At 60.9% G+C, this 22,151-nt stretch carries 23 protein-coding genes; 13 read left to right on the top strand and 10 right to left on the bottom strand.

The genetic code is table 11. From position 1 onward, the window contains the following. The first annotated feature begins 3 nt into the window (after positions 1-3). Positions 4-777: an SDR family NAD(P)-dependent oxidoreductase gene (locus ILT42_RS06375; RefSeq protein WP_204214595.1), complete on the top strand. Its 774-nt coding sequence runs from the start codon at positions 4-6 to the stop codon at positions 775-777. 61 nt (positions 778-838) lie between these two features. Here the strand turns inward: ILT42_RS06375 and ILT42_RS06370 are convergent, their stop codons facing one another. Next, a complete protein-coding gene (locus tag ILT42_RS06370; RefSeq protein ID WP_204214594.1) occupies positions 839-2,158 on the bottom strand; it encodes a PAS domain-containing protein in 1,320 nt (439 codons plus the stop codon). 273 nt (positions 2,159-2,431) lie between these two features. On the opposite strand from ILT42_RS06370, the gene ILT42_RS06365 reads away from it, so the two are divergent. From ILT42_RS06365 to ILT42_RS06345, 5 genes are all read left to right on the top strand, one after another. Beyond that, a complete protein-coding gene (locus tag ILT42_RS06365; RefSeq protein ID WP_204214593.1) occupies positions 2,432-3,160 on the top strand; it encodes a helix-turn-helix transcriptional regulator in 729 nt (242 codons plus the stop codon). A gap of 519 nt (positions 3,161-3,679) precedes the next feature. Then, entirely contained in the window at positions 3,680-3,964 is a 285-nt protein-coding gene (locus ILT42_RS06360) for a hypothetical protein (protein WP_204214592.1), read from the top strand. 52 nt (positions 3,965-4,016) lie between these two features. Then, a complete protein-coding gene (locus ILT42_RS06355) occupies positions 4,017-4,328 on the top strand; it encodes a hypothetical protein (protein WP_204214591.1) in 312 nt (103 codons plus the stop codon). Positions 4,329-4,395: 67 nt separating this feature from the next. Next, on the top strand, positions 4,396-5,157 hold the full coding sequence (locus ILT42_RS06350) for an ADYC domain-containing protein (protein ID WP_204214590.1): 762 nt from the start codon (positions 4,396-4,398) through the stop codon (positions 5,155-5,157). Between the two features lie 164 nt (positions 5,158-5,321). After that, on the top strand, positions 5,322-5,651 hold the full coding sequence (locus tag ILT42_RS06345; protein ID WP_204214589.1) for a hypothetical protein: 330 nt from the start codon (positions 5,322-5,324) through the stop codon (positions 5,649-5,651). Positions 5,652-6,272: 621 nt separating this feature from the next. Here ILT42_RS06345 and ILT42_RS06340 read toward each other — a convergent pair. Next, complete coding sequence (locus ILT42_RS06340; protein ID WP_204214588.1) at positions 6,273-7,070, bottom strand: IclR family transcriptional regulator; 798 nt, start codon at positions 7,068-7,070, stop codon at positions 6,273-6,275. Between the two features lie 273 nt (positions 7,071-7,343). On the opposite strand from ILT42_RS06340, the gene ILT42_RS06335 reads away from it, so the two are divergent. The 6 genes from ILT42_RS06335 (at position 7,344) to ILT42_RS06310 (ending at position 12,143) form a co-directional block, all read left to right on the top strand. Next, positions 7,344-8,171 carry a transporter substrate-binding domain-containing protein gene (locus ILT42_RS06335; RefSeq protein WP_204214587.1) on the top strand — a complete coding sequence of 276 codons (828 nt, stop codon included), beginning with the start codon at positions 7,344-7,346 and terminating at the stop codon, positions 8,169-8,171. Positions 8,172-8,228: 57 nt separating this feature from the next. Continuing rightward, on the top strand, positions 8,229-8,894 hold the full coding sequence (locus ILT42_RS06330; protein ID WP_204214586.1) for an amino acid ABC transporter permease: 666 nt from the start codon (positions 8,229-8,231) through the stop codon (positions 8,892-8,894). 1 nt (position 8,895) lies between these two features. Continuing rightward, positions 8,896-9,546 carry an amino acid ABC transporter permease gene (locus tag ILT42_RS06325; RefSeq protein WP_204214585.1) on the top strand — a complete coding sequence of 217 codons (651 nt, stop codon included), beginning with the start codon at positions 8,896-8,898 and terminating at the stop codon, positions 9,544-9,546. Between the two features lie 8 nt (positions 9,547-9,554). Beyond that, entirely contained in the window at positions 9,555-10,361 is an 807-nt protein-coding gene (locus tag ILT42_RS06320; protein ID WP_204214584.1) for an amino acid ABC transporter ATP-binding protein, read from the top strand. A gap of 61 nt (positions 10,362-10,422) precedes the next feature. Beyond that, on the top strand, positions 10,423-10,884 hold the full coding sequence (locus ILT42_RS06315) for a RidA family protein (protein WP_204214583.1): 462 nt from the start codon (positions 10,423-10,425) through the stop codon (positions 10,882-10,884). Between the two features lie 44 nt (positions 10,885-10,928). Next, positions 10,929-12,143 carry an aminotransferase class V-fold PLP-dependent enzyme gene (locus tag ILT42_RS06310; RefSeq protein ID WP_204214582.1) on the top strand — a complete coding sequence of 405 codons (1,215 nt, stop codon included), beginning with the start codon at positions 10,929-10,931 and terminating at the stop codon, positions 12,141-12,143. 103 nt (positions 12,144-12,246) lie between these two features. Here the strand turns inward: ILT42_RS06310 and ILT42_RS06305 are convergent, their stop codons facing one another. From ILT42_RS06305 to ILT42_RS06275, 7 genes are read right to left on the bottom strand one after another with little or no spacing between them, the layout of a single operon-like run. Next, entirely contained in the window at positions 12,247-13,308 is a 1,062-nt protein-coding gene (locus ILT42_RS06305) for an ABC transporter ATP-binding protein (RefSeq protein ID WP_204214581.1), read from the bottom strand. 16 nt (positions 13,309-13,324) lie between these two features. Continuing rightward, entirely contained in the window at positions 13,325-14,059 is a 735-nt protein-coding gene (locus ILT42_RS06300) for an SDR family NAD(P)-dependent oxidoreductase (protein WP_204214580.1), read from the bottom strand. 7 nt (positions 14,060-14,066) lie between these two features. Beyond that, positions 14,067-15,242: a mandelate racemase/muconate lactonizing enzyme family protein gene (locus tag ILT42_RS06295; protein ID WP_204214579.1), complete on the bottom strand. Its 1,176-nt coding sequence runs from the start codon at positions 15,240-15,242 to the stop codon at positions 14,067-14,069. A 4-nt stretch (positions 15,243-15,246) separates the two neighbouring features. Continuing rightward, positions 15,247-15,987 (bottom strand): SDR family NAD(P)-dependent oxidoreductase, encoded by a 741-nt coding sequence (locus tag ILT42_RS06290; protein WP_204214578.1) that lies wholly within the window; start codon positions 15,985-15,987, stop codon positions 15,247-15,249. A 20-nt stretch (positions 15,988-16,007) separates the two neighbouring features. Further along, complete coding sequence (locus tag ILT42_RS06285) at positions 16,008-16,871, bottom strand: carbohydrate ABC transporter permease (RefSeq protein WP_204214577.1); 864 nt, start codon at positions 16,869-16,871, stop codon at positions 16,008-16,010. Further along, a complete protein-coding gene (locus tag ILT42_RS06280) occupies positions 16,868-17,782 on the bottom strand; it encodes a carbohydrate ABC transporter permease (RefSeq protein WP_204214576.1) in 915 nt (304 codons plus the stop codon). The genes ILT42_RS06285 and ILT42_RS06280 overlap by 4 nt, the downstream gene beginning before the upstream one ends. A gap of 57 nt (positions 17,783-17,839) precedes the next feature. Beyond that, a complete protein-coding gene (locus ILT42_RS06275) occupies positions 17,840-19,096 on the bottom strand; it encodes an ABC transporter substrate-binding protein (protein ID WP_204214575.1) in 1,257 nt (418 codons plus the stop codon). 118 nt (positions 19,097-19,214) lie between these two features. On the opposite strand from ILT42_RS06275, the gene ILT42_RS06270 reads away from it, so the two are divergent. Continuing rightward, positions 19,215-20,912 carry an SMP-30/gluconolactonase/LRE family protein gene (locus ILT42_RS06270; RefSeq protein ID WP_204214574.1) on the top strand — a complete coding sequence of 566 codons (1,698 nt, stop codon included), beginning with the start codon at positions 19,215-19,217 and terminating at the stop codon, positions 20,910-20,912. Between the two features lie 216 nt (positions 20,913-21,128). On the opposite strand, the gene ILT42_RS06265 is transcribed toward ILT42_RS06270, so the two are convergent. Then, positions 21,129-22,124, bottom strand: a complete 996-nt coding sequence (locus ILT42_RS06265; protein WP_204214573.1) for an autotransporter outer membrane beta-barrel domain-containing protein — start codon at positions 22,122-22,124, stop codon at positions 21,129-21,131. Positions 22,125-22,151 lie beyond the last annotated feature (27 nt).

Raw genomic sequence — 22,151 nt, 5'->3', positions numbered from 1 at the left:
GTCATGTACCTTGAGAAATTCAGACTGAACGACCGCATCGCCCTCGTGACCGGGGGCGGGCGCGCCATCGGCCTCGGCAGCGTCGAGGCGCTCAGCGAGGCCGGCGCCAAGGTCATCATCGCCGATAGGGATGCCGAGGTGGCTGAGGAGGGCCGGGACCGGCTGCGCGCCAAGGGCTACGACCCCGAGATCGTCATCATGGACGTCACGGACCCCACAAGGGTCACGGAGGTGGCGGACGAGGTCGTCCGGCGTCACGGCAGGATCGACATCCTGGTGAACAACGCGGGCATCGCCCGGAGCGAGACGCCGGCCGAAACGGTGGCCGACGAGCATTGGCTCAATGTCATCGACGTGAACCTGAATGGGACTTTCTGGTGCTGCCGGGCCTTCGGGCGGCATATGCTCGAGGCTCGATGCGGAGTGATCGTGAATGTGGGCTCCATGTCGGGATTCATCGTCAACAAGCCCCAGGAACAGTCCTATTACAACGCCTCGAAGGCAGCCGTTCACCACCTGACGAAGTCCCTCGCGGCCGAGTGGGGCGCCCGCGGCGTTCGCGTCAACGCTGTCGCACCGACCTACATTGCCACTCCTCTCAACGAGTTCGTGAAGTCCAAGCCGGACATGTACAAGGCCTGGATCGACGGCACGCCCATGGGGCGGCTGGGCGAGATCGAGGAGATCGCGTCCGTGGTGCTGTTCCTGGCATCGGACGCCGCAAGCCTGATGACGGGTTCGATCGTCCTCGCCGATGGGGGCTATACCTGCTGGTAGTCAAGAGGGCGGCCACGCCTCTTCGAGCCCATGCCCGAAGAGGCTGAGCCGGCGGATCATCTCAGCCGAGCCGGCGGAAATAGACGCTCACTCCAGTGGGGCTTGGATAAAGGCGTAGCGATAGGCGTTCGCCCGGGAGCGGCGAGGGAACCTCGCATTGCATGGGCGCGTCGCGGGTCTTCGCGTCGACATGGACCTGGTGGATCGGACCCTCGGACCACTCCGGAAGGGCGGACCAGATGACCTGATCGAGAAGTATGTCGCGCGAACGCCCGAAGATCTCCTCGGCCTTACGGTTCACGTATGTGATGCGCCATCTCTCATCCAGGGCGTAGAAGGCCTCATTGATATCCTCCAGGACATCTGGATCGGTCTGGGGAACCGCCGAGAGCATCTGTTCGGCCAGCTTTCGGTCGTGAATGTCGATCACCGCTCCGATATAGCCGATGAAGCTTCCCGAATCGGAAAACCGCGGCGCTCCAATGCCGAGAACCCAGCGATAGTGGCCGTCCTGGCCACGCAGCCTGTACTCGATCTGGTAGGGCTGCAACCGCGAACCGGCTTTCAGAGATTCCTCGTGCATGCGCTTGAGGTCGCTCGGCAGCACGGCGTCCAACCATCCGAGGCCCAGGCATTCCTCCCTCGTCTGGCCGGTGTAATGGCACCACGCCCGGCTGATGAAGGTGCAGGATCCTGTCGGGTCGATCACCCAGGTCATGACCGGAAGGTCATCGATCATCCGGCTCACCCGGTCCTCGGCCTCCCTGACATCGCCGGCAAGGTCCAGCCTGTCCGCGTGATCGTGCAGCAGAAGGACATAGCCTTCAAGATCGTCGCCACGGACCGGAAGAATGGCGCTGCTGGACCAGAACTGTCGGCCGTCGGCCCGCCGATGCCATCTGCGGCGCACGGCGATCCCCTCGGCGGCGGCCGTTCTCAAGTCGGACTCGAAGACGCCGGTCGCCTGGTCGTCGGCCGTGTAGACGAACGATCCGAGCTGGTTGGCGCTGTTCTCGCTGTCCCAGCCGAGAATGCGGCGAGAGCCGATGTTGCAGCTCGTCACGCGGCCCTCACGGTCGATCGCGATGACGGCATAATCCGCCGCAATATTGGCAACGACGCGAATGAGGTCCGCCGTATTCGTGAAATAGTCGCGGTTGGCGTCCAGCTCAGCCGCGATGTTGCGGGCCGTGGCGACCAACCGTTCATGCTGCTTGTCGGCAGCGCGGCTTTCGCGAGTGAGCTCCTCGAGCCGAACGTTGGCGACGCTTTCCTGAAGCCGCCGCTGGGCCTGGATCTGGAACCGGAGCTTGTTGTTCTCAGCTTGCAGATCCTCCAGCTTCCTCAAAAATTCTTCCTTTTCGGGAAGCTCTTCCTTCATTGCGGTGGACTCCAGCCTGGGGTGGCAGTCTCCACCCGGCCTCTTCTTCATCACTTAATATCGTTCCATTGCGGGGCGAGACTATAGTGGATTGCCTCTCCGAAGATAGAGGCGAGGCCTAAACCAGCATGGAACAGTGGGGCATAGGCTTTGGTGCAGCCAGGACGACGTCGCGCGGGATTTCTTGCAGCATGACCTTTCGGGCGCCTCGGCTCTTGACGCCCGCTTCGACCCATCTAAGTAATAGTGTTACGATTAGCAATGGGGCGATCCATGACCTCCGACCCAGTGGAAGCGGCCTTCGAGTTCATAGAAACGTGCGAGACGTTCGAAACGGCAGAGGAGATTCTGCTGGGGCTGCGCTGGGTGACCGAACCGTTCGGCCTCACCTCCTTCATTGTGAGCGGCCTCCCGGCATTGAATCGTCCGGTGGAGCCGCTTGTCCTCTTGAGCGCATGGCCCCGGGAATGGTTTCTCCGCTACGTCAGCCAGAACTATATCAAGGACGACCCGGTTGCCCAACTGGCTTTGGTGGATAGTTCTCCCTTTCGCTGGTCCAAGGCCCTCACTGCGGCGGGAGGCAGGGCCGCCGAGACACTTCTCGGAGAAGCCAGGGAGTTCGGGCTGAGAGACGGCTATTGCGTGCCGCTCTATACGGCAACGGGGTGGCAGGCGGTCGTCAGCTTCGCCAGCGCGACGCCCATTCACCTCACCAGCCGACAGCAAACGATCCTCAACTTCCTCGCCGTCACCGTCCATCGACGCCTCAAGACGATCGTTGGAGCGCCCCCGGTGAAGGCCGGTCGGCTCACCGCCCGCGAGCGGGAGGTGCTGTCCTGGGCAGCGGCCGGCAAGAGTGCCTGGGAGATCGGGTGCATCCTGACGATGGCGGAAAAGACCGCCATCCATCACCTCGACCATATCCGGCGAAAGCTCGATGTGGCGAACACGACCCAGGCGGTCGCCGTCGCCTTGCAGACTGGGGAGTTGACCCTCGCGTAGAACGCGGGCCCGGTCGTGACGCCAGAGAGAGTTCCGGCATCGGAGGATCTTCCGATAGGCAGACATCCAACCCGGTGGCAGTCTGCATCGACGGTTCCTCCCATACCGTACCCACCTCAGGCCTCCCAAAGCTCCTCCGCTTCGGGAGGCCCTTTTGCATCGGGGTGCCGCCATGCTTCGTGGCCATGCCCTGGCAGCGGTCATGCGGCTCAGACTTCATCCGCATTTCTTCCGATAGCAAAGCTTGCCCATCATGGAGAGCATGCCGTCTCAATGCTGGGGGAGGCTGTATCCTGCGTGCTAAGCGAAAACCAACTCACGAGCGTTCCGACAGCTGGCGTCCCAGCCCTCACCCCGTGTCGGCCCGTGACATCACTGGTGTCAGATAGCCTGAGAGCGAGTGCGGCTTGGTCCCAGCCGTTCAAGGCCAGCCCCTTCCGTTGGATCGGGGCCGCGATGCGGACGAGGCCGTTGCGCTATCTGATCCCGTGTTGGCCGTCCACGCACGATGCCGGAACGATGATGGGCCCTGGCGCGGTCGATCCCGCTCTGCCCAAGCACGAGGTTCCGGATGCGATGCGCAGACGGCAGCCCACCCTTGTGTGGAACGAGCGGCTGATCGTTGTCGGGACCGGCGGCACCTCGCGCACGATCCGCTCCGATGTCCAGGAGCGCCGTTCTCGTCAGCGCGCTGGAGCGGTGCGCAACGGACAAACCAAGCGTCATGACAGTGACGACTACACGCCTGCTCGCTGCGGAACATCGGTGCATCTTCCGATTGGGACCATGCATCCGGCAAGGTAAGTGACTTGTGATCGCGAGATCTGCTCTCGCGACACCATCAAGGATGAATGCAATGAAGCTAACAGCTCTGGTTCTCTATCTCTCGATACCGGCCGCCGCCATGGCCTACGAGACGACCCAATCGACCCACGGACTTGAACGGGGCGCAACTGGTAAAGTTACGACACCTGCCGTTCAAAACAGCCCAATCCTCAATGGAATTGCCTTTAATGGCCTTGCGTTCAATGGGCTCGCCTTCAACGGCCTCGCTTTCAATGGGCGCTCAATGGCCGGATCAGAGCAAGGAGAAGGCCTGCCCACACGTTCCGGTGGCTCGTCCGGCTCGATCGAGCTTCACGATGGCACGCGCTTTGTTCTCGACTGAGCACCAGCCTGCATCCTCCGTCACATGGCGGAGGATGCAACGCCGGGCCTCATCCCTATTGCTGTTCATGGGCGGCAGCGCGGCTCTTCTCGGATGGGGAGCCAGCGGAACTCATCAGGCGGATGCCGCAAGGCTGGTCGTGCGAGAGGGTCGCTTCGAAGTTCACGGTGAACGGGGCGTCATAGCCCAGGACGAGCGCCTGCGCGGCGCGACGATCACGCTGAAAGTATCTGCCGGTGAAGCAGTCGTTCGCATCGACGACATCGTCTGGATCGAAACCTCCCGCAGGGGGCGCATCCCCTTGTACAGCCTGTCGGCTAACCATAACGGCAGGTTCGATAACCTGTGCGAGCCGGATGCGCAGCAGAGGCGTTTGGGAATACCGCTGGAATCGGAAAACGGCAGATGGTCCTTCACCTGTACAAGCGGTGCCCAGGGGAAATGTATCCTGATGGGATACGAGCCTTGGGAGACGACCCACGCTATCCCGATGCAAGACCTGCACGCGGCCTGCATTCACATGGTGAGAGCTGATTATGGAGGAGATGGGAACCCTTCGACCCGAAACGGGATTCTGATCGACCCCTATGACCGCTTCGGAGTCCAGCAGGCTCACGAAATCGATCCAATGCCCTTCGAGGCCGCCTGGGGACGTGAAGGCGCGATATGCGTCGCCCGCCCTCGGATCCCCGACAACATCACCCTGGACGATCTGGCGGCGCGATATCCGCGACTGAGAGGCCATCTGGGGCCTGCTGTCTGCCGCGAGGCGGCAATGGCGGGCGATGCGCGCGTTCTCATCCTGAATCGCTCGAGGGAAGTGCCGTAAGCCTCGTGAAGATCGCGATCCAAGGACCTATCGAGCGCCATGTCTTCGCCCTGCGATATGCGTACATCTCCCGATGGTCCCCATAGACGCCGTCCCTGTACTCTGCCCGACGAATAGGATTTCGGACGATGGGTATGAGCAATTTCAGGGTCGGAGACCAGTTGATGCGCCAGCGCGCCACGGATGCCGGAGTTGTGCGCTACTACTGCGTGACGGACCTTTGGTTCGACCCGGTCAAAGGATTCCGGTGTCGTGCCAAGGGTGAAATGATCGCGGTGCGGCGCTTGGACGACGCCGGAATTCCGATGGGGCCGAAGCTGGGGTTTCAGGCTCGGGGCCGTGCCGCGAAAACGTTCACGCGCGCCGACATCGACTATGTGAAGCAGCGCAGAGGGTTTTCGGATCGAGAGAACGGCCCCGTCGTCGCAATCGCATATGGAAAAGTCATTCGTGCGCGTCGCAAGGCCTCCGGCCTGAATGCGTGCCGCCCATGACTCGCACGGCTGACGTTACTCTAGCTGCCATCTCACCATCGGGCGAAGCTTTATGCGCTGCCTCTTGCCCCCGTCACGCGGTTCGGATCGCGCATGGGTCATTGTTTCGATTGTGCAGATAGACTTTCTTGTTGATGCTCTGCGAGCATTGAGCGACGGGAGTACGTGATGACATTAATTCTCGATCCACTGACGGGGCGGACATTCTCACTGGATGAGGTCCTCCCGCCCCGTTCTCGATCGACCTCTACGGACGATGGTGGCAAGTGCCTGATCCTCAGCCGGAAGAGCCCGTCAACGGACGCTTGTTCTCGCGGAGAAAGGCTCAAAACTCAGAGCAAGATAATTTCAGGAAGGTAGAGGTTCCCGAAGTCATGGGGCAGAGAGCGGCGAGTCTGCTTTTTGGACAACAAGACATCTCTGGAAATGCCTCTGAGGCCTCGAGTGCCAAGCTTCGTCCCGTAGGGTGCAAAAGCGTCGATGTGTTCATCGCTTTCGCCCATGTCACTACGAACCAGCATGCTCCGTATTGAAGTCACGTCTCATGTGAAGGAGCGAGCGGCTGCCTGTCGTAGGAGTCGAAGCATCCGGCGGCCGACCTGAAGGGCGAGTTTACCATTATCATGCAAGGTTGGCTTGCCGGGCCGGAGCAGACAACGATAGGGCGCGTCCGCTTTCGACCAGAATGTCGCGCAGCTCCAGAATGCGCTTTTGAGACGTATCAACCGGGATGACGAAACAGAGCGTTGCGATCGCCTTGCTCTCCTCATCAAGGACTGGTGCAGCAAGACAATGCGTGTAGGCGTCAACCAATCCCGACGTGATGCAGAAGCCTTGTCTGCGTGCTTCCTCCACGGCCCCCACGAATTCCTCGAGATCGATCTCCTTGCCGTTGGGCAGAGCAAGGTCGTTGCCGCTGACCTGTGATCGGATCTCGGCAGCACTCAGGTGAGAGAGGAGGAGGCGACCGGAGGCCGTCCACGGAAGGGGCACCTGCGTTCCGATATCGGAACTAATGCCGAAAGGACGTGCTCCTGCCCTCATATGCACCACGGTGTATTTGTTGTCGTGAAGCATGCAAAACTGGCTCGTCTCTCCGGTCGCCAGCGCGAGTCGATCAACTTCGTCGCGGCCTTTGCGAACCAGATCGTGCTCCCGCAGGTAATCCGTTCCGTAAAAATAGAGTGCCTTGCCGAAGAAAAGCTTTCCGTCCGACGTCGTCTCGAGCAAAGCGGCATCCGTGAGCGTCTTGACGATCTCGTAGGTCGAAGACCGTGGGGCGTTCAAGGATTTGACCAAATCACCGATACGGATGGGCCGACCGTGAGTGTGAAGAAAACTTAACAAATCCAGGACGCGATCAATCCCTCTGCCGCGTGAGATCGCGGGAGTCGACTTCGGCGTGTGTTCTGTCTGCATGATGTCGTCTCAAAGTTGCTCGGCCGGCAAAGCCCCGGATCCGCGATAAAATCTCTTGCTGAACCGCTGGGCCCTGTTAAAGTCTAGTCCAGCCCGCTGTACTTATGTCCAGTATACCGGACTATCTCGATCTGCAAGGGCTAACCAAGCGGAGAGGCCGGTCGGTACCCGCCGGCACAATCTCCAAGCGAGGGGTGGTACCAGACGGAGGATGTCATGGAGCACGAGCGGCCGCGTAGAGAGTTTCTCAAATTGGGCACTGCAGGCGTCGCGATGGCCGGGCTGGTCGGTGCGACGGCCGCAGCCCTGACGCCCGAGAAGGCAGCAGCGCAGGCTCCCGCCGGAAGCCTCCTCAGAACCGTGCTCGACCGCGGCAAGCTGATCGTCGGAACCGGCAGCACGAACGCACCCTGGCACTTCGAGAATGAGCAAGGGCAACTCGTCGGCATGGACATCACCATGGGACGGATCTTGGCCAAGGGTCTGTTCGACGACGAGAACAAGGTCGAGTTCGTCCGCCAGGACGCAGCGCAGCGTATTCCCAACATCACGACCGGCAAGGTCGACATCGTCATTCAGTTCATGACGATGACGCCCCAGCGAGCTCAGCTTGTCGCGTTCAGCCGCCCATATTACGTGGAAGGCATCGCCCTCCTGACCCGCCCGGACGCAGCCAACAAGACCTTCGATCAGCTTCTGGCGGGCGGGCGAAACACCAAAGTGGCCATCCTGCAGAACGTCGATGCGGAGAAATCCGTGCATCAGGTTCTACCCGAGGCGCAGGTCATGCAGATCGACGCGCAGGCCAATGTCATTCAGGCTCTCGAGTCACGAAGGGCGGACGCCGCTGCCGTCGATCTCTCCACCGTACGATGGCTCGTGGCACGGAATCCGAACCGCTATGCCGACGCCGGCAAGAAATGGTACAGCATGCTCTACGGCGCGGCCATGCGCCAGGGCGACCTGGATTGGCTCAACTTCGTGAACACGACATTCAGCGTGGCGATGTATGGCCATCAGAACGACCTCTACGACAAGGCTTTCAAAGACTATTTCGGCCTTGACGCTCCTGGCCGCACGCCCGGTTTTCCAAGCATCTGACGTCACCCGTAAGCCCGGTGCGGCGACGAGCGGCGCCGGGCACGGAGCGGAGGCACGATGGGGTATGCCCTCAACTTCAACCTGATCTGGCGTCACTTCGATCGGTTGTGGGGCGGCCTGATCCTCAGTCTGGAATTGGCCGTTCTCGCCATTGGCATCGGGGTCGTGATCGGTCTCGTGCTGGCCATCGCCCACGTATCCGGAGGACGCCTCACGCGAGCGGCCATTGGGGCATACGTCGAAGTCATCCGCAACGTTCCGCTCATCCTTCTGGTCTATCTGGTCTTCTACGGCCTGCCCCAGGCGGTCGACATCGCCTATGATGCCACGACCTCGTTCGTGGCCACGCTTTCGCTCTATGCAGGAGCCTACCTGGTCGAGGTGTTTCGTTCCGGCTTGGCCGCCGTTCCTGCCGGTCTGATCGATGCCGGAAAGGCGATTGGCCTCACCCCTTGGCAGCGGTTGATCCATGTGCGTCTGCCGACGATGCTCCGCATCACGCTCCCGGCGCTTTCCAACACGTTCGTGTCCCTGTTCAAGGACACCTCCATCGCGTCCGTGATCGCGGTGCCGGAACTGACCTACGGAGCGCAATGGATCAACACGAACACGTTCCGGATCGTGGAGGTCTATCTCATCGTGACGGGGATGTACCTGGTGACCGGGTACGCCATCCTTCTCGGACTGCGCGCGATCGAGCGTCGCTTCTCGATCGGCCGCTGACATGCTGAGTGCCATTCTCTACGCTATTCCGTTCCTTGGAGCCGGGCTTGCCGTCACGCTCTTGGTTTCGCTGCTCACCGTCAGCCTGTCGCTGGTCATCGGCGGCCTGATGGGTGTTGCCCTCGTCTACGGCCCGGCGCCGCTGCGCTGGGTGATCCGTGGCTTCAGCGACGTCGTTCGTGGAATTCCCATCCTCGTCCTGATCTTCTTCGTGTATTATGGCCTGCCAGTTGCGGGGCTCAATCTGCAACCTTTCAGCGCCGCCGTCTTGGCCCTTACCGTCTTCAAATGCGCGCAGGTGATCGAGAACGTGCGTGGCGCCATCGGCTCGATCCCACGTGGTCAGATGGATGCCGGCAAGGCGATCGGCCTGACGTTTCCGGCTCGCCTCGTCTACGTCATCGCACCGCAAGCTGTGCGCCGGTTCCTCCCACCCTGGATCAACGGCGTGACGGACGCTGTAAAAGGAAGCGCCCTCGTATCCCTGCTGGGTGTCACGGATCTCATGCACAGCATACAGCAGGTGATCGGCCGCACTTACGAGGCGTTACCCTTATATGTGCTTGGCGCCGTCTTCTACTTCGTCATCAACTATACGCTTTCGATGCTCAGCCGACGCCTTGAGCTTCGCTATTCTTACATCCGGGATTAGGGGCCAGTATGGAAACGTCCTCTTCGATTCCTAAGCCGGCGCCCCTGCTGCAGATCGCGGGTGTCAAAAAGCAATATGGCTCCGTTCCCGTCCTGCGCGGAGTCGACCTCAATGTCCGTCGCGGTCAGGTGGTCACGATCCTGGGCCCGTCCGGGAGCGGAAAGACCACGCTGTTGCGATGCGTCAACTTTCTGGAGGTCTACGACGGAGGGTCGGTTCAGATCGACGGTCAGGAAGTCGGGTATCGCGACGTGGTGCAAAAGAAGTTTCGCTCCGAACGGGACCTCGCACGCATCCGGGCTGAAACCGGGATGGTTTTCCAGATGTTCAACCTTTTTCCGCATCTCACGGCGGCCGAGAACGTCATGCTCGGGCTCACGAAGGTGCGAGGAAAGTCCAAAGGTGAGGCACGGGACCTCGCGAGCCACTGGCTTGGCCGCGTCGGACTGGGCGACAAGCTCGACCGGCTGCCGTCCCAACTCTCCGGCGGCCAGCAACAGCGGGTTGGAATCGCGCGTGCGGTCGCGATGGGCCCTAAGATCCTGCTGCTCGACGAGATTACATCCGCCCTCGATCCTGAATTGGTCGGGGAGGTGCTCGATGTGGTTCTCGATTTGGCGGACGAGGGAATGACGATGCTCGTGGTCACCCATGAAATCGCCTTCGCCCGCGAGGTGAGCAGTGAAATCGTCTTCATGGCCGACGGGGTCATCGACACGCAGGGGCCGCCGGAGGACCTTTTCGAAGGCGCTCGCGGAAGCGAGCGCTTCAGGGCTTTCCTCAGCCGGTTCGAGACCCATCACAGGAGGCGCTGATGGATGCTCGGCATACCGTAGTCGCAGGCAAACCGGTCCCTTCAGCCAAACAGGAGCTGTCATGACACCCTATGATCGGCTTCGGGAACTCGGCCTTGAGCTGATGGCGCCGGCGGATCCCATCGGCACTTACGTGCCGTTCGTTCTTTCAGGGTCCGTTCTCTATCTCTCGGGACAAGGACCCAGGGAGCCCGATGGATCGTTGCACCAAGGCAAGGTCGGCGCGGACGTGAGCATCGAAGACGCCTATCTCCACGCACGCACGACCGGGCTGAATCTTCTCTCAGTCGCCCATATGGCACTTGGGGATCTCGGCAGGGTGCGGCGGGTCGTCAAGCTGCTGGGCATGGTGAATGCCATTCCGGAATTCACGGAGCATCCGCTGGTGATCAACGGCGCGTCCGACCTCTTCGTGGCGGTCTTCGAGGATGCGGGCCGCCATGCGCGTTCCGCCGTCGGGATGGGATCCCTGCCCGGCAACATCACGGTCGAAGTCGAGGCGATCTTCGAGATCGCCCCATGAGATTTCCTCCGATGACACCTATCCTTTCCTGAAAGGCGCACACCATGTCTTCGTCCCCCGCCCACACCGATGCCCGTCCGGATGATCGAGATATTCGAGAAGAGCTTGGCCTGAGACCGATCGTCAACGTGTCGGGCACGATGACGGCGCTCGGCGCCTCGATTATGGTGCCGGAGGCCATCGCCGCAATGGCCGCCATCGCACCCGAGTTCGTCGAGATTGACCAGCTCCAACGGGCCGCCAGCCGGGTGATCGCGCGCCTGACAGGCGGTGAGGCCGGTTTCGTCACGGCGAGTTGCGCGAGCGGGATCGCGGTCGCAATCGCAGGCGCCATGACCCGCGACAATCTTCTGGCCATCGAGCGCCTTCCCGACGCAACAGGGCTGAACAGCGAGGTGCTGCTCCAAGTCGGGCATATGGTCAGCTACGGTGCGCCGGTCGAGCAGTCCGTCCGTCTCGCGGGGGGAACGGTCGTTCCCGTCGGGACGGTCAGCAGCTCCTATGGCTATCAGCTTGAAGAGGCGATCACGGACCGCACCTCATCAGCATTGTATGTGGTCTCGCACCATACGGTCCAATACGGCATGATCGGCTTGGATGAGTTCTGCGAGGTGTGCCATGCGAGAGGCATTCCCGTCATTGTTGACGCGGCTTCGGAATACGATCTGAAAGGGTTTCTCGCGCGAGGCGCCGACATCGTTCTGTATAGCGGTCACAAGTTTCTGGGCGGTCCGACAACCGGAATCGTCGCCGGGCGTAAGGACCTCGTCCGCGCCGCTTATCTGCAGAACCGCGGCATCGGTCGCGGGATGAAGGTTGGAAAGGAGAGCGTCGCAGGAGTCATGGCGGCTCTCGAGGCCTGGGAGAGGCGGGATCACGCCGGAATCCGCGAGCGCGAACGGGCGGCGCTCCAGCTTTGGGAGGGTGCGTTGTCGCGGATCCCCGGAATTGTCGCGGAGATCGTTCCCGATCCGACCGACAACCCGCTGGACAGACTCGTTGTGCAGGTCTTGCCGGAGAGTGGGTTTACGGCGACGAGTCTTGCGGCCGCTCTTGCGGCCGGTGATCCGCCGGTCATCGTCCGAGACCACGAGAAGGAGAGGGGGCATTTCTATCTCGATCCCTGCAATCTGCATCCAGGTGAGGCAGAGATTGTCGCCGCCCGCTTGGAGACGACATTGAAGGCGTCCAACACGGCGCGCTTTCAAGAGGCAGGGCGCTCAAGCGCCCGCGAGAAAATTCTCAGCTGGCCGGATTGAGCGTGAGGCACCCATCAGGCCCGGAGAGATTGCGGCGTGCGACCATTTCGACGCACGCCAGCGGCTCGTCGGGGAGAGGTGGCTGGGTCGAGGCGCAAAGAGGTCACGCCTGCAGCCGCGCTCCGCTCTGCTCGTCGAAGAGGTGGATGGAGCCGCGACGGGGCGATAGCTTGAGCGTGTCGCCAACCGCAACGCCCCGCAGGTCGCCGAACAGGGCGTAGACAGGGCTGCCGGCATAATCGCCGTACAGGATGACCTGCGATCCCGTCGGTTCGACGATTTTGACCTGAAACGGCAATCCGCTCTCGTCATCGATCTCCAGGTGCTCGGGCCGAATGCCATAAAGGAGTGGTGTTTGTGCCGGTTGGCCACCATCCGCGCCCGGCAGATGAAAGCCGCTCTTGGTCGCGAACCTTCCCTGCGGCCCGACATGGCCCGGAAGCAGATTGATGGCAGGGGATCCGATGAAATTGGCCACGAAGACATTGGCGGGCCTGTCATACAATTCCATCGGCGTGCCGACCTGTTCGATCCGGCCGGCATTCATGACCACGATCCGGTCAGCCATGGTCATGGCTTCCACCTGATCGTGGGTCACATAGATCGAGGTGGCTCGGAGGCGTTGATGCAGGGACCGGATTTCGGTGCGCATCGCTACACGCAACTTGGCATCGAGATTGGAGAGTGGTTCGTCGAACAGAAACACCTGAGGATCGCGCACGATGGCGCGGCCCATGGCAACGCGCTGCCGCTGCCCGCCCGACAATTGCCGGGGATACCGATCGAGGAGACCTGTAAGACCGAGGATGCTTGCTGCCTCCTCGACCTTTCGTTCTATGAGAGTTTTCTCGACGCCCCGAAGCTTCAGGGCAAACGACATATTCTCGAAGACCGTCTTATGTGGATAGAGCGCGTAGCTTTGGAACACCATGGCGATGTCGCGGTCGCGAGGGTCGACGTCGTTCACGACGCGGTCGCCGATGCGAATCGTCCCGCCCGTCAGATCGTCCAAGCCTGCGATCATTCTCAAAAGGGTCGACTTGCCGCATCCCGAAGGCCCGACAAGCACGACGAATTCCTCATTCTCGATCGTCAGGTCGATCCCCGGGAGGACGACGACATCTCCGAAGGTCTTGCGAACACGCTCGAGTGTGACTGTAGCCATTCTGCGCTCCAAAGTTTTATCGGACAGCCAGCATTCCACCATCTGCCATGATGATGCTGCCCGTGATGAAGGACGCCTCGTCCGACAGAAGAAAGGCGATCGTCGCGGCGATCTCGGACGGCTCTCCGATCCGGTTGAGGGCTTGGCGTGCCCGCATGCCGGCGAGTTTGGCGTCTGCTCCATCCTCTTCTCCGACCAGGCGCTCGATCCAGGGCGTTTGAACCGTTCCGGGACAAACGCAGTTGACTCGAACGTTGGAAGGAGCCAACTCCGCAGCAAGAGCGCGCGTGAAGCCGAGCACAGCCGCCTTTGAGGCGCAGTAGGGAGCCCGGTCCGCGAACCCCACATGGGCTGCGACGGACGAAACGTTCACGATACTGGAGCCGGAACCGAGCAGGGGCAAGGCGGCCCGGCACATGAGCATCTGTCCGGTGACGTTAACGGCAAAGACGCGGTTCCATGCGTCCACGGTCAATTCGCCAAGGTTGCCCTCTCCTGGAATGCCAGCATTGTTGACGAGCATGTCGAGACGGCCGTGAACGGCGTGAATCTCGGCAAAGAGCGTCTCGATCTGCACCTCGCTCGTTACATCGACCTGTCGGCTGCGCACCCCTCCGGCGTCTCCGGAGTCCGCTGAAACGTCTGCCGCATAAACAGTCGCGCCATCCATGGAAAGATGCCGCGCCACTGCTTGGCCTATGCCCTGGCTGGCTCCTGTCACGACGGCGACGCGGTTCTGGAATCGTCTCATTCCGCACCTAATATTTCGGCTTCTCGGCAAACCATCCAGGCCGGTCTGCATCCAGATAGGCTCCGATGACCTTCGTGGTGCGCAAACTCTCAAGCTTGTCGAGGTCAGGCGTCACCCCTAGGCCCGGCCCCATCGGAACGGGGAGCCGTCCGCTCTGGATCCTATGCGGATCCTTCAGGATGTCGTTCGTATGGTAGTAGTACTCCGTGTCGATCGCGATCGACAGATTAGGTATGGCGGCGGCGAGGTGGAGATAGGCGGCCTGGGAGAGACCGAGTTCGCCACCGCTGTGAAGTGTCACGGGTATGCCGGCCGCTTCCGCGATGGCCGCGGCCTTCAAGCACTGCCACAGGCCGCCTTGCTCGTGAGGATCGAGGAGGATGACGTCTGCAGCCCCCATCCGAACGATGTTGCCGACATCGTTCAACGTATAAGCCGACTCGTCCAATGCAACCGGCACCGTCTGCGCCTTCCGAAGTTCGGCATGGCCGATCAGATCGTCGAGGACGAGGGGCTGCTCGATATAAGCCAAGTCGTACCCCTTCAGGCGATCCAGCTGACGCCGGGCGGTTCCGGGTGTCCAGGCTCCGTTGACGTCTGCCCGCAAGGGAATCGTATCACCAATGGTTCGCCGTACGGCTTCGACCAAGCTCAAATCCGAGCCGAGATCATGTCCGATCTTAAGCTTGAACGTTGTATAGCCTTGGTCGAGAAAGCGAGCCGCCATACTGGCGCAACCCGCCGGATCGGCGACGAACAGATAAGCGGACAGTTCGACGTCCGTTCGATAAGCGCCACCCCAGAGGGCATGGAGAGGCAGCCCCGCATGATGGCCAAGAGCATCCCACATGGCCATCTCGGCGGCGGCCATGGCCATGACGGCTGCACGCTGATGGTGATAGTAGCCTGCTCCGAGGACATGCCTGTGAAACCGTTCGACGTCGGAGACGCTGCGTCCCACCAAGAGGGGTGAGACAACCTTCTCGAAGACTGCCGGCACGAAGTCGAGAAGAGATATGGTCTCACCATACCCTTTGATCCCGCCCGCCGTGGTCACCTCGACGATAAGGCGCGTGCTGCCAGGGCGTTTGCCGGATCCCCAGACGATGGGATGTTCAAACGGAATATAGATCAGCCAATGCCTGACTTGGGTGATCGTGAGGGGTGAAACTGCAGGCGACATGCCCTTAATCCATGTAGAGCCCGCCGTTCACGTTGACCACTTCTCCAGTGATGTACGTGGCGCGGGCGGAAGACAGAAAGACGATCAGTTCGGCGATTTCACGAGGTTCGGCCATACGGCCCAGGGGGACATAGTCGGTGACGCGCTTGAGCTGTTCCGGCGTCAACGCCTTGATGAGTTCGGTTGCGACGGGACCCGGCGCGACGGCATTGACGCGAACGTCAACCTTGGCGGCCTCTATCGCGAGCGCCCGGGTGAACCCGATGACACCGGCCTTGGAGGTGGAATAGGATGTGTTGTCACCGAACAGGGTTCCTCGCTTTCCGGCAAAGGACGCAAGCGAGACGATGGCACCTTTCGATCGGCCGAGAGCCGGCATTGCGGCACGGGAGAGCAGATAGACGGCGTCGAGGTTGACCGCCATCACCTTGCGCCAGGACTCGGGGCTGGTCCCGGCGATGGGAGCAGGCTCACTGATGCCGGCATTGTTGATCAGAACGTCGATTCGGCCAAAAGTGTCGACAGTCTTCTGAATGATCGCGTCGGCTGCTCCGTCTGCGGTGAGGTCCGCCGCGATACATCCCGACCCCTCGATCTGCGAGGCAGCCGCCGCCAGAGCCGTTTCGTCCCGATCGACGAGCATCAGCTTAGCGCCCTCTGCCGCGAAGCACCCGGCGGTCTCGAGGCCGATCCCGCGCGCTGCTCCGGTGATCAGGACGACCTTATCCTTCAGATCCAATTCCATGCTTTCGTCCTCGCTTGAGACTATTTGACGGCACCTTGCGTGAGGCCGGCGATGAACTGTCTTTGCATTGCGAAAAACGCGAGGATGATGGGCAGGCTGGAGAGAACCGAGGCTGCCATCAGCATCCCATACTCCGGAAGCTGGTCGCCCTTCAGGGACGCGACGCCGACCGGCAGCGTCAGCATCTGATCGGACCGCATCATGACAAGCGGCCAGATGTAGCTGTTCCACGAAGCGATGAAGATGAGAATCCCGACCGTGCCCAAGGCGGGCCGTAACAGAGGCAGGACGACGCTCCAATACAGCCGAAACTCGCCGCATCCGTCGATTCGGCCGGCATCCAGCAATTCGTTGGGGACACCCATTGCATATTGACGCATGAGAAAGATGCCGAAGGCATTCGCGGCGAAAGGCAGGATGAGAACCAGATATGTGTCCAAGAGACCCAGTCGGGCCAACCAGCCGAAAAGGGGAATAACGGTCGTGAAGGGCGGGATCGACACCGAGGCGATCACGACCCAGAATAGGAATGTCTTGCCGGGAAAATCGAACTTGGCGAATGCATACCCACCAAGAGAGCAGAAGAACAGGCCGAGTGCGGTGCTGCAGAACGCCACGAACAGGCTGTTGACCATCCATCTTACATACAAGGTCTTGGACAGGAGATCGCGGAAGCTCTCGGTGGACCAGTTGCGGGGCCAGACGTCTCCCGCAAAGATGTCGCTGCGGGTCTTGAAGGCAGACAACACGGCCCAGAGGACGGGTGTCATCACGATTGCGAGCAGCGCCAGCATTAGGAGAGTGCCGAAATACGAGGCGAGCGGCATGGAGCGTGTTGCCGCCCCAACGCGGGACTCGGTAGGGTTCATGACTTGCATGGTCATTGCTGTTCCCTCCCGATGAGGAGCTTTTGGACGATGGCGGCAACGACGATGAGGAAGGTCAGCACGTAGGACACGGCGGCGGCGTAGCCGAGCTCAATGTACTGGAAACCCGCCTGATAGAGATAGATCACGATGGTCAGGGTGCTGTCCGCAGGCCCGCCTTTCGTGAGAACCCAGGGCTCGTCGAACAGTTCGAGCGCCCAGATCGTCGACATGATGACGCCGAACAGGATGACAGGCTTCAGGAGCGGCAGGGTCATGTACCACGTGACCTGCCAGGGCCGGCAGCCATCGAGGCGCGCGGCTTCCTTGACGTCGCTCGGGATCGCCTGCAGCCCGGCGAAGTAGATGACCGCATAATAGCCGAGAGCGCGCCAGATCCGCAGGATGATGATCGACCAGATGGCGACCTGCGGGTCTCCCAGCCAGTCCGGCTGAGGCAGGCCCAACGCGCCCAGAATGATGTTGAGGAGGCCGACGCCGTTGGCGAACACCATCTCGAAAATGACCGCCGCAACCACCAAGCTGATGGTCACCGGCAGGAAGAAGCCGATCTTCAGCCCATTCTTGAACCGTAGCCACGTGCTATCGAGGGCCAGCGCAAGGGCCAAGGCCAACACGTTGAGCAAGGTGACGTATACGAGTCCATAGAACGCCGTATTCCGGAGAGCGAGCCAGAACCGCGGGTCGTTATAGATACGCTCGTAGTTCGCCGTGCCGACGAACTGTGCATCCAGCACGCCGCGCCAGTCGGTGAAGGAATAGAGGAAGGACGCGATGATCGGCCCCAGCCAAAAGGCCAGGAAGGTGATGAAGAAGGGCGCCAGGAAAAGGTAGGGAATGAGCGCCCGGCGGAACGTCCGTCGCCAGGGCGCAGGACTCCGCCTCGCCAGCATGTCTGCAGCGGTCATCTGCTTATCCTTGCAGGGAATGGAGAGCTGGCAGAGAGGGTCTCTGCCAGACCGGATTTAACGCCGGAGCTGACTGATCAGCTGCTTCTCGATGTCGTCCCAAGCCTGTTCGGGCGTCTTCTTGTTGCCGAACATCAGGTCGAGTTCGTTGCCCACGATCACCTCGGTCTTGGCCCAATCGAAATAGTTGAAGTTGTTGAGGGTCCGAGGCTTCAATGCGCTCTCGTAGATCGATTGCCCACCCAGATAGGATTCACCTTTCAGAAGCGCCTCCGATTTCAAGGCTGGCTCGAAAGCGGGAAGCAGGTGGCCTTCCTCCCAGATCCGAATTTGCGTGATGTCGTTGGCGCCGATGAACTGAGCCCACTTCAAGGCCGCCTCCTTGTTCTTGGAGGACTTGGGAATCGCCAGGACGTTTCCGCCCCATGCGCCCGTGGTAGCGGGCGCGTTGGCGCCCCATTTCGGCCAGGGCATCGCACGCCATTTGCCGCTTTGCTCCGGCGCCTCCTTCTGGAGGCGGAAGAGAGCCCAGGAGGGAACCGCGTAGCCGGCGATCCGTCCGTCCTTGATGGCTTGGAAGAACTCAGGAGCGTTGTTGCGGGATTCGAACGCAATCTTGTGCGTTCTCGCCAAATCGTAATAGAAGCGCACGGTCTCACGAGCGAGTGCGTTGTTCCTGACGACCTTGCCGTTGTCATCGAAGATCTGTGCGTTGCGCGACTGCAGGTACTCCACCAGGTTCGCGACACCGGGGACGCCGCTCGGCGCCGACACGTGGGTGATGAAGATGCCCTTCTGGGACAGCACCTTGCCGGCGGCGACGAAGTCGTCCCAGGTATCGAATGGAACTTTGATGTTGTTTTGTTCGAAAATGTCGCTTCGATAGAACAGAGCGGATGGGTTCTGGTCGTAAGGGACCCCGTAGGTTTTTCCGTCGCGCTCGATGGAGGACCAGACGGCTGCGGGGTATTGCCCTTTGAGAGGGCTCATCTCTTTTGTGGTCTCAAGCAGGCCGCCCGTCGAGATGTAAACGTCAAATCGACGCTGGAGGATGAGAGCGACATCCGGGCCGCCGACGCCCGCCGCCATGGCGACGAGAAATTTGTCCTGCAGGTCGAACGGATTGAGGTTGGAAATCTCGACCTCGATGTCGGGGTTTTGCTTTTCGAACTCCGTCTTGACCGCGTTGGCGGCCGCGACGTGCTCCGTCCATGCCCAGTAGGTGATCTTCGTTTTGGCTTGCGCGGCAGCCGCGCCGACCACCGCGACGGCCGAAACTGCCGCCAAAAGGATCCTTCTCGTCATTCGGCTCATGTCACCCTCCTCGTTTCTACGTTCCTCGGTAACCATTGGTTCTATAATGTAGAACTTGTTTTATATTGTGGAACTGATAATGATCGGGGTTTAGAGGGGTGTCAAGCGGAGGTTCGGCTTGAGTGAATCGGATGACAACGCGGCGGCGCGCGGGACGGCGGCCCTTCAGAAAGGGCTCGGGATCCTGGATGCTCTCGCCGACGGGGGAGGAAGCATGACCTTCTCGGAGATCGGAAAGGCGACGGGCCTGCCTAAAGGCACCTTGCATCGGATACTCGCCGCTCTGACTGACCATGGGACGATCCGCTTCGACAACAAGGATGCCCGCTATCGATTCGGATGGCGTCTCGTCGAATATGCGCGGTGGTCCACGGCAGAGCTCGATCTCAAGGCGCTGGCCGAACCTGAGCTCATCCGCCTTCATGCGCTCACAGGCGAGCTGATCTTCTTTGCCGTCGGCGAGAGAGAAAGCCTGTCCTGCGAGCAGGTTGTCAGCAACCCGCAGTCCTATCCGCTCGGCATCTCAGAGGGCTTGCGGATGCCGGTGTATTGCACAGCTGCCGGGAAGGCTGTTCTGGCCTTCATGGAGCCTCATCGCCTCGACGCCCTTGTCGAGGCGATTTCCTTCGAGCCCTTGACGACGACGACGATCGTGGACAGAGACACGTTCCGCGCACAACTCGACGTCACGAAAGCACGGCGCTACGCCATCGAGGATCAGGAGTGGCAGGACGGTCTTTGCTCCGTCGCGGCTCCGATCCTGGACCGGGCCAACCGTCCCGTTGGCGTGATTGCGATCGTCGGTCCTGCCTTTCGCATGAGTGCCGAGCGACTGCATGAGTTGGGCCCGGACCTGCTGCGGTCGGCGCAGCGCATCACGGGACAAGCTGCCTTTACGCAACCGATCCAGCCTCCGAAGGCTCACATGGCAAACCAACCGTCTGCTTCCTGCGTCGTTCGTTCAAGCGCCTTCCTCGGGGAGGGGCCTTTCTGGAGCCGAAAGGACGCTTCGCTCAAATGGATCGACATCCTGGCTCCCGCCATCCACCTGTCGGATCCGATCAAAGGGAGCGACGTCGTCGTGCCCATGCCGGAAATTGTCGGCGCTTTTGCAGAATGCAGCGCGGGAGGGCTCGTGATCGCCTCACAGACCGGATTTTCACTCTTTGATCCGGCTACCGGCCGAAAGTCCCCCATCGGCGATCCGGAGGCCGACAAGCCTGGTAACCGGTTCAACGACGGCAAGTGTGATGCCCTCGGACGTTTCTGGGCAGGAACGATGGACATGGCGGTCACGCCGGGTGCAGGGAGTCTCTATCGCCTGGACGCGCGCGGCCGGATCGACCGCATGGAAACGGGTATCGGCATCTCGAACGGCATCGGCTGGAGTCCGGATAACGCTTCCATGTACTTCACCGACTCAATGGCCCGAACGATCTTCGTCTACGACTTCGATCTTGAGAACGGTACGATCTCACGTCGGCGGGTTTTCGCCCAGACACCCGAGAACATGGGCGTCCCTGATGGCTTGACGGTGGATGCGGAGGGTTTCGTCTGGAGCGCGCAATGGGATGGCTGGCGGATCATCCGGTATGCTCCGGATGGAACGGTGGACAGGGCCATCAGCGTTCCGGTGCCCCGCCCGACGAGTTGCACGTTCGGCGGCCCAGACCTCTCGACGCTGTTCATCACGTCGGCCAGGATCCGCCTCTCGAGTCAACAGTTACAGGAGGCCCCGCTCTCGGGCAGCGTTTTTGCCATCGATACAGGCGTAAAAGGCTTACCGGATCATCCCTTCCAATGGTCGCCTGCGTAGCGGAAAATGTTTTCTGGGATTTCGGCAATCGCATTGGATCCATGACGGCCGAATCTTGAAGCCGATCATCCATCAATGTGTTTGTCCATCTCGCCGCATCGTATCCGCCCATGCAGACAGGAGCGCGAACCAGCTGGAGCTGCACTCCCCTCCGAATGATGTCGAGGCCACTCTCGATGGGAGCGCAGGCACGGACAGGCTCAACCAGTTCGAGCGTCAGAACCCGATCGAGAGCCTCAGACTGGCGTCATGGCTGAGGAATTGATCACCAATCTGGCTCTTGTATTCACCGCGAAGTTCATACTTGCCATGGGCAAACAACTGCATGCCTACGCCGACATCGAGCAAGGTTTCAGGCATGGCAGGTGTCGATCGGAAGGCATGATTGTCCGGCATGTCATCGTAGATCTGGACGCTGGCCGCTAGATTGCTGTCGGAAAACTGACTGAAGCCGATGCTTGCGTAAGGGCGCAGCCAGCCCATGTCGCTCAACTCGATGCGCGTACCGATTTCGACGGCAGGCCGAACGGCCAAGGTCCAGTCCTGCATCCTGCCCACTTTCAATGAGAACAGGTCACCTGGTATCGCGTAGCCTGCCATGGACGTATAGATGAGGTCCATGTCGAGATAAGGCCGGACATACCAAGCCGGGAAAGCAAACTCGTAAGCTACCCGTGCCTTGGCGGCAGCTGTCCAGAGATCGGCGTTCGCCCGGGCGTTCCAGACGACATCACCCACATCGAAACGATTGGAAATGTCATTCGAGCTGTATCCGAGATGGAACGATCCGGCGATGAGCCAGGGGCCACGCTGATGCTTCAGGGCGATCGAGACGTCACCGCCTTTGCCATCCGTGGCGGTGAAGCCATCCTGGCTTGAGCCATCGGTTTCGCTGTAAGCCGCCGTCGCCCCGAGAAACCAATCCTGCTTCACCTCCCATTGCGCGCCGACACGGAAGTCGAGGCCGTTCTGAGTGAAACCATCGGTCGTTCGTGACTCGAAGGTCTTGGCACGATGGCCCGTGACGCGGGCCCAGACGCATTGGCTTTCGCCGATCATCGTGCCGCCATCGACAAAAATGGGACAACTCATGGCGTGGTTCATGGATGTCCGGGCCAGCATCGCTTGCGACACAACCGGCTGGTGCTGGCTTTCCGTGGATGTGCTGTCGATGGCTGTCTGATAATCTTGCGGGGAGGTGACGTTGGCCAACGTCGCGAAGAGACCGGCCTTGTCGGT

Origin of the sequence: Microvirga pudoricolor (assembly GCF_016892705.1) — a bacterium.
In the GTDB taxonomy this organism is placed as follows: Bacteria; Pseudomonadota; Alphaproteobacteria; order Rhizobiales; family Beijerinckiaceae; genus Microvirga; species Microvirga pudoricolor.
Note: the sequence above shows the minus strand (reverse complement) of the source record. Positions and strands in the feature narration are given on the sequence as shown.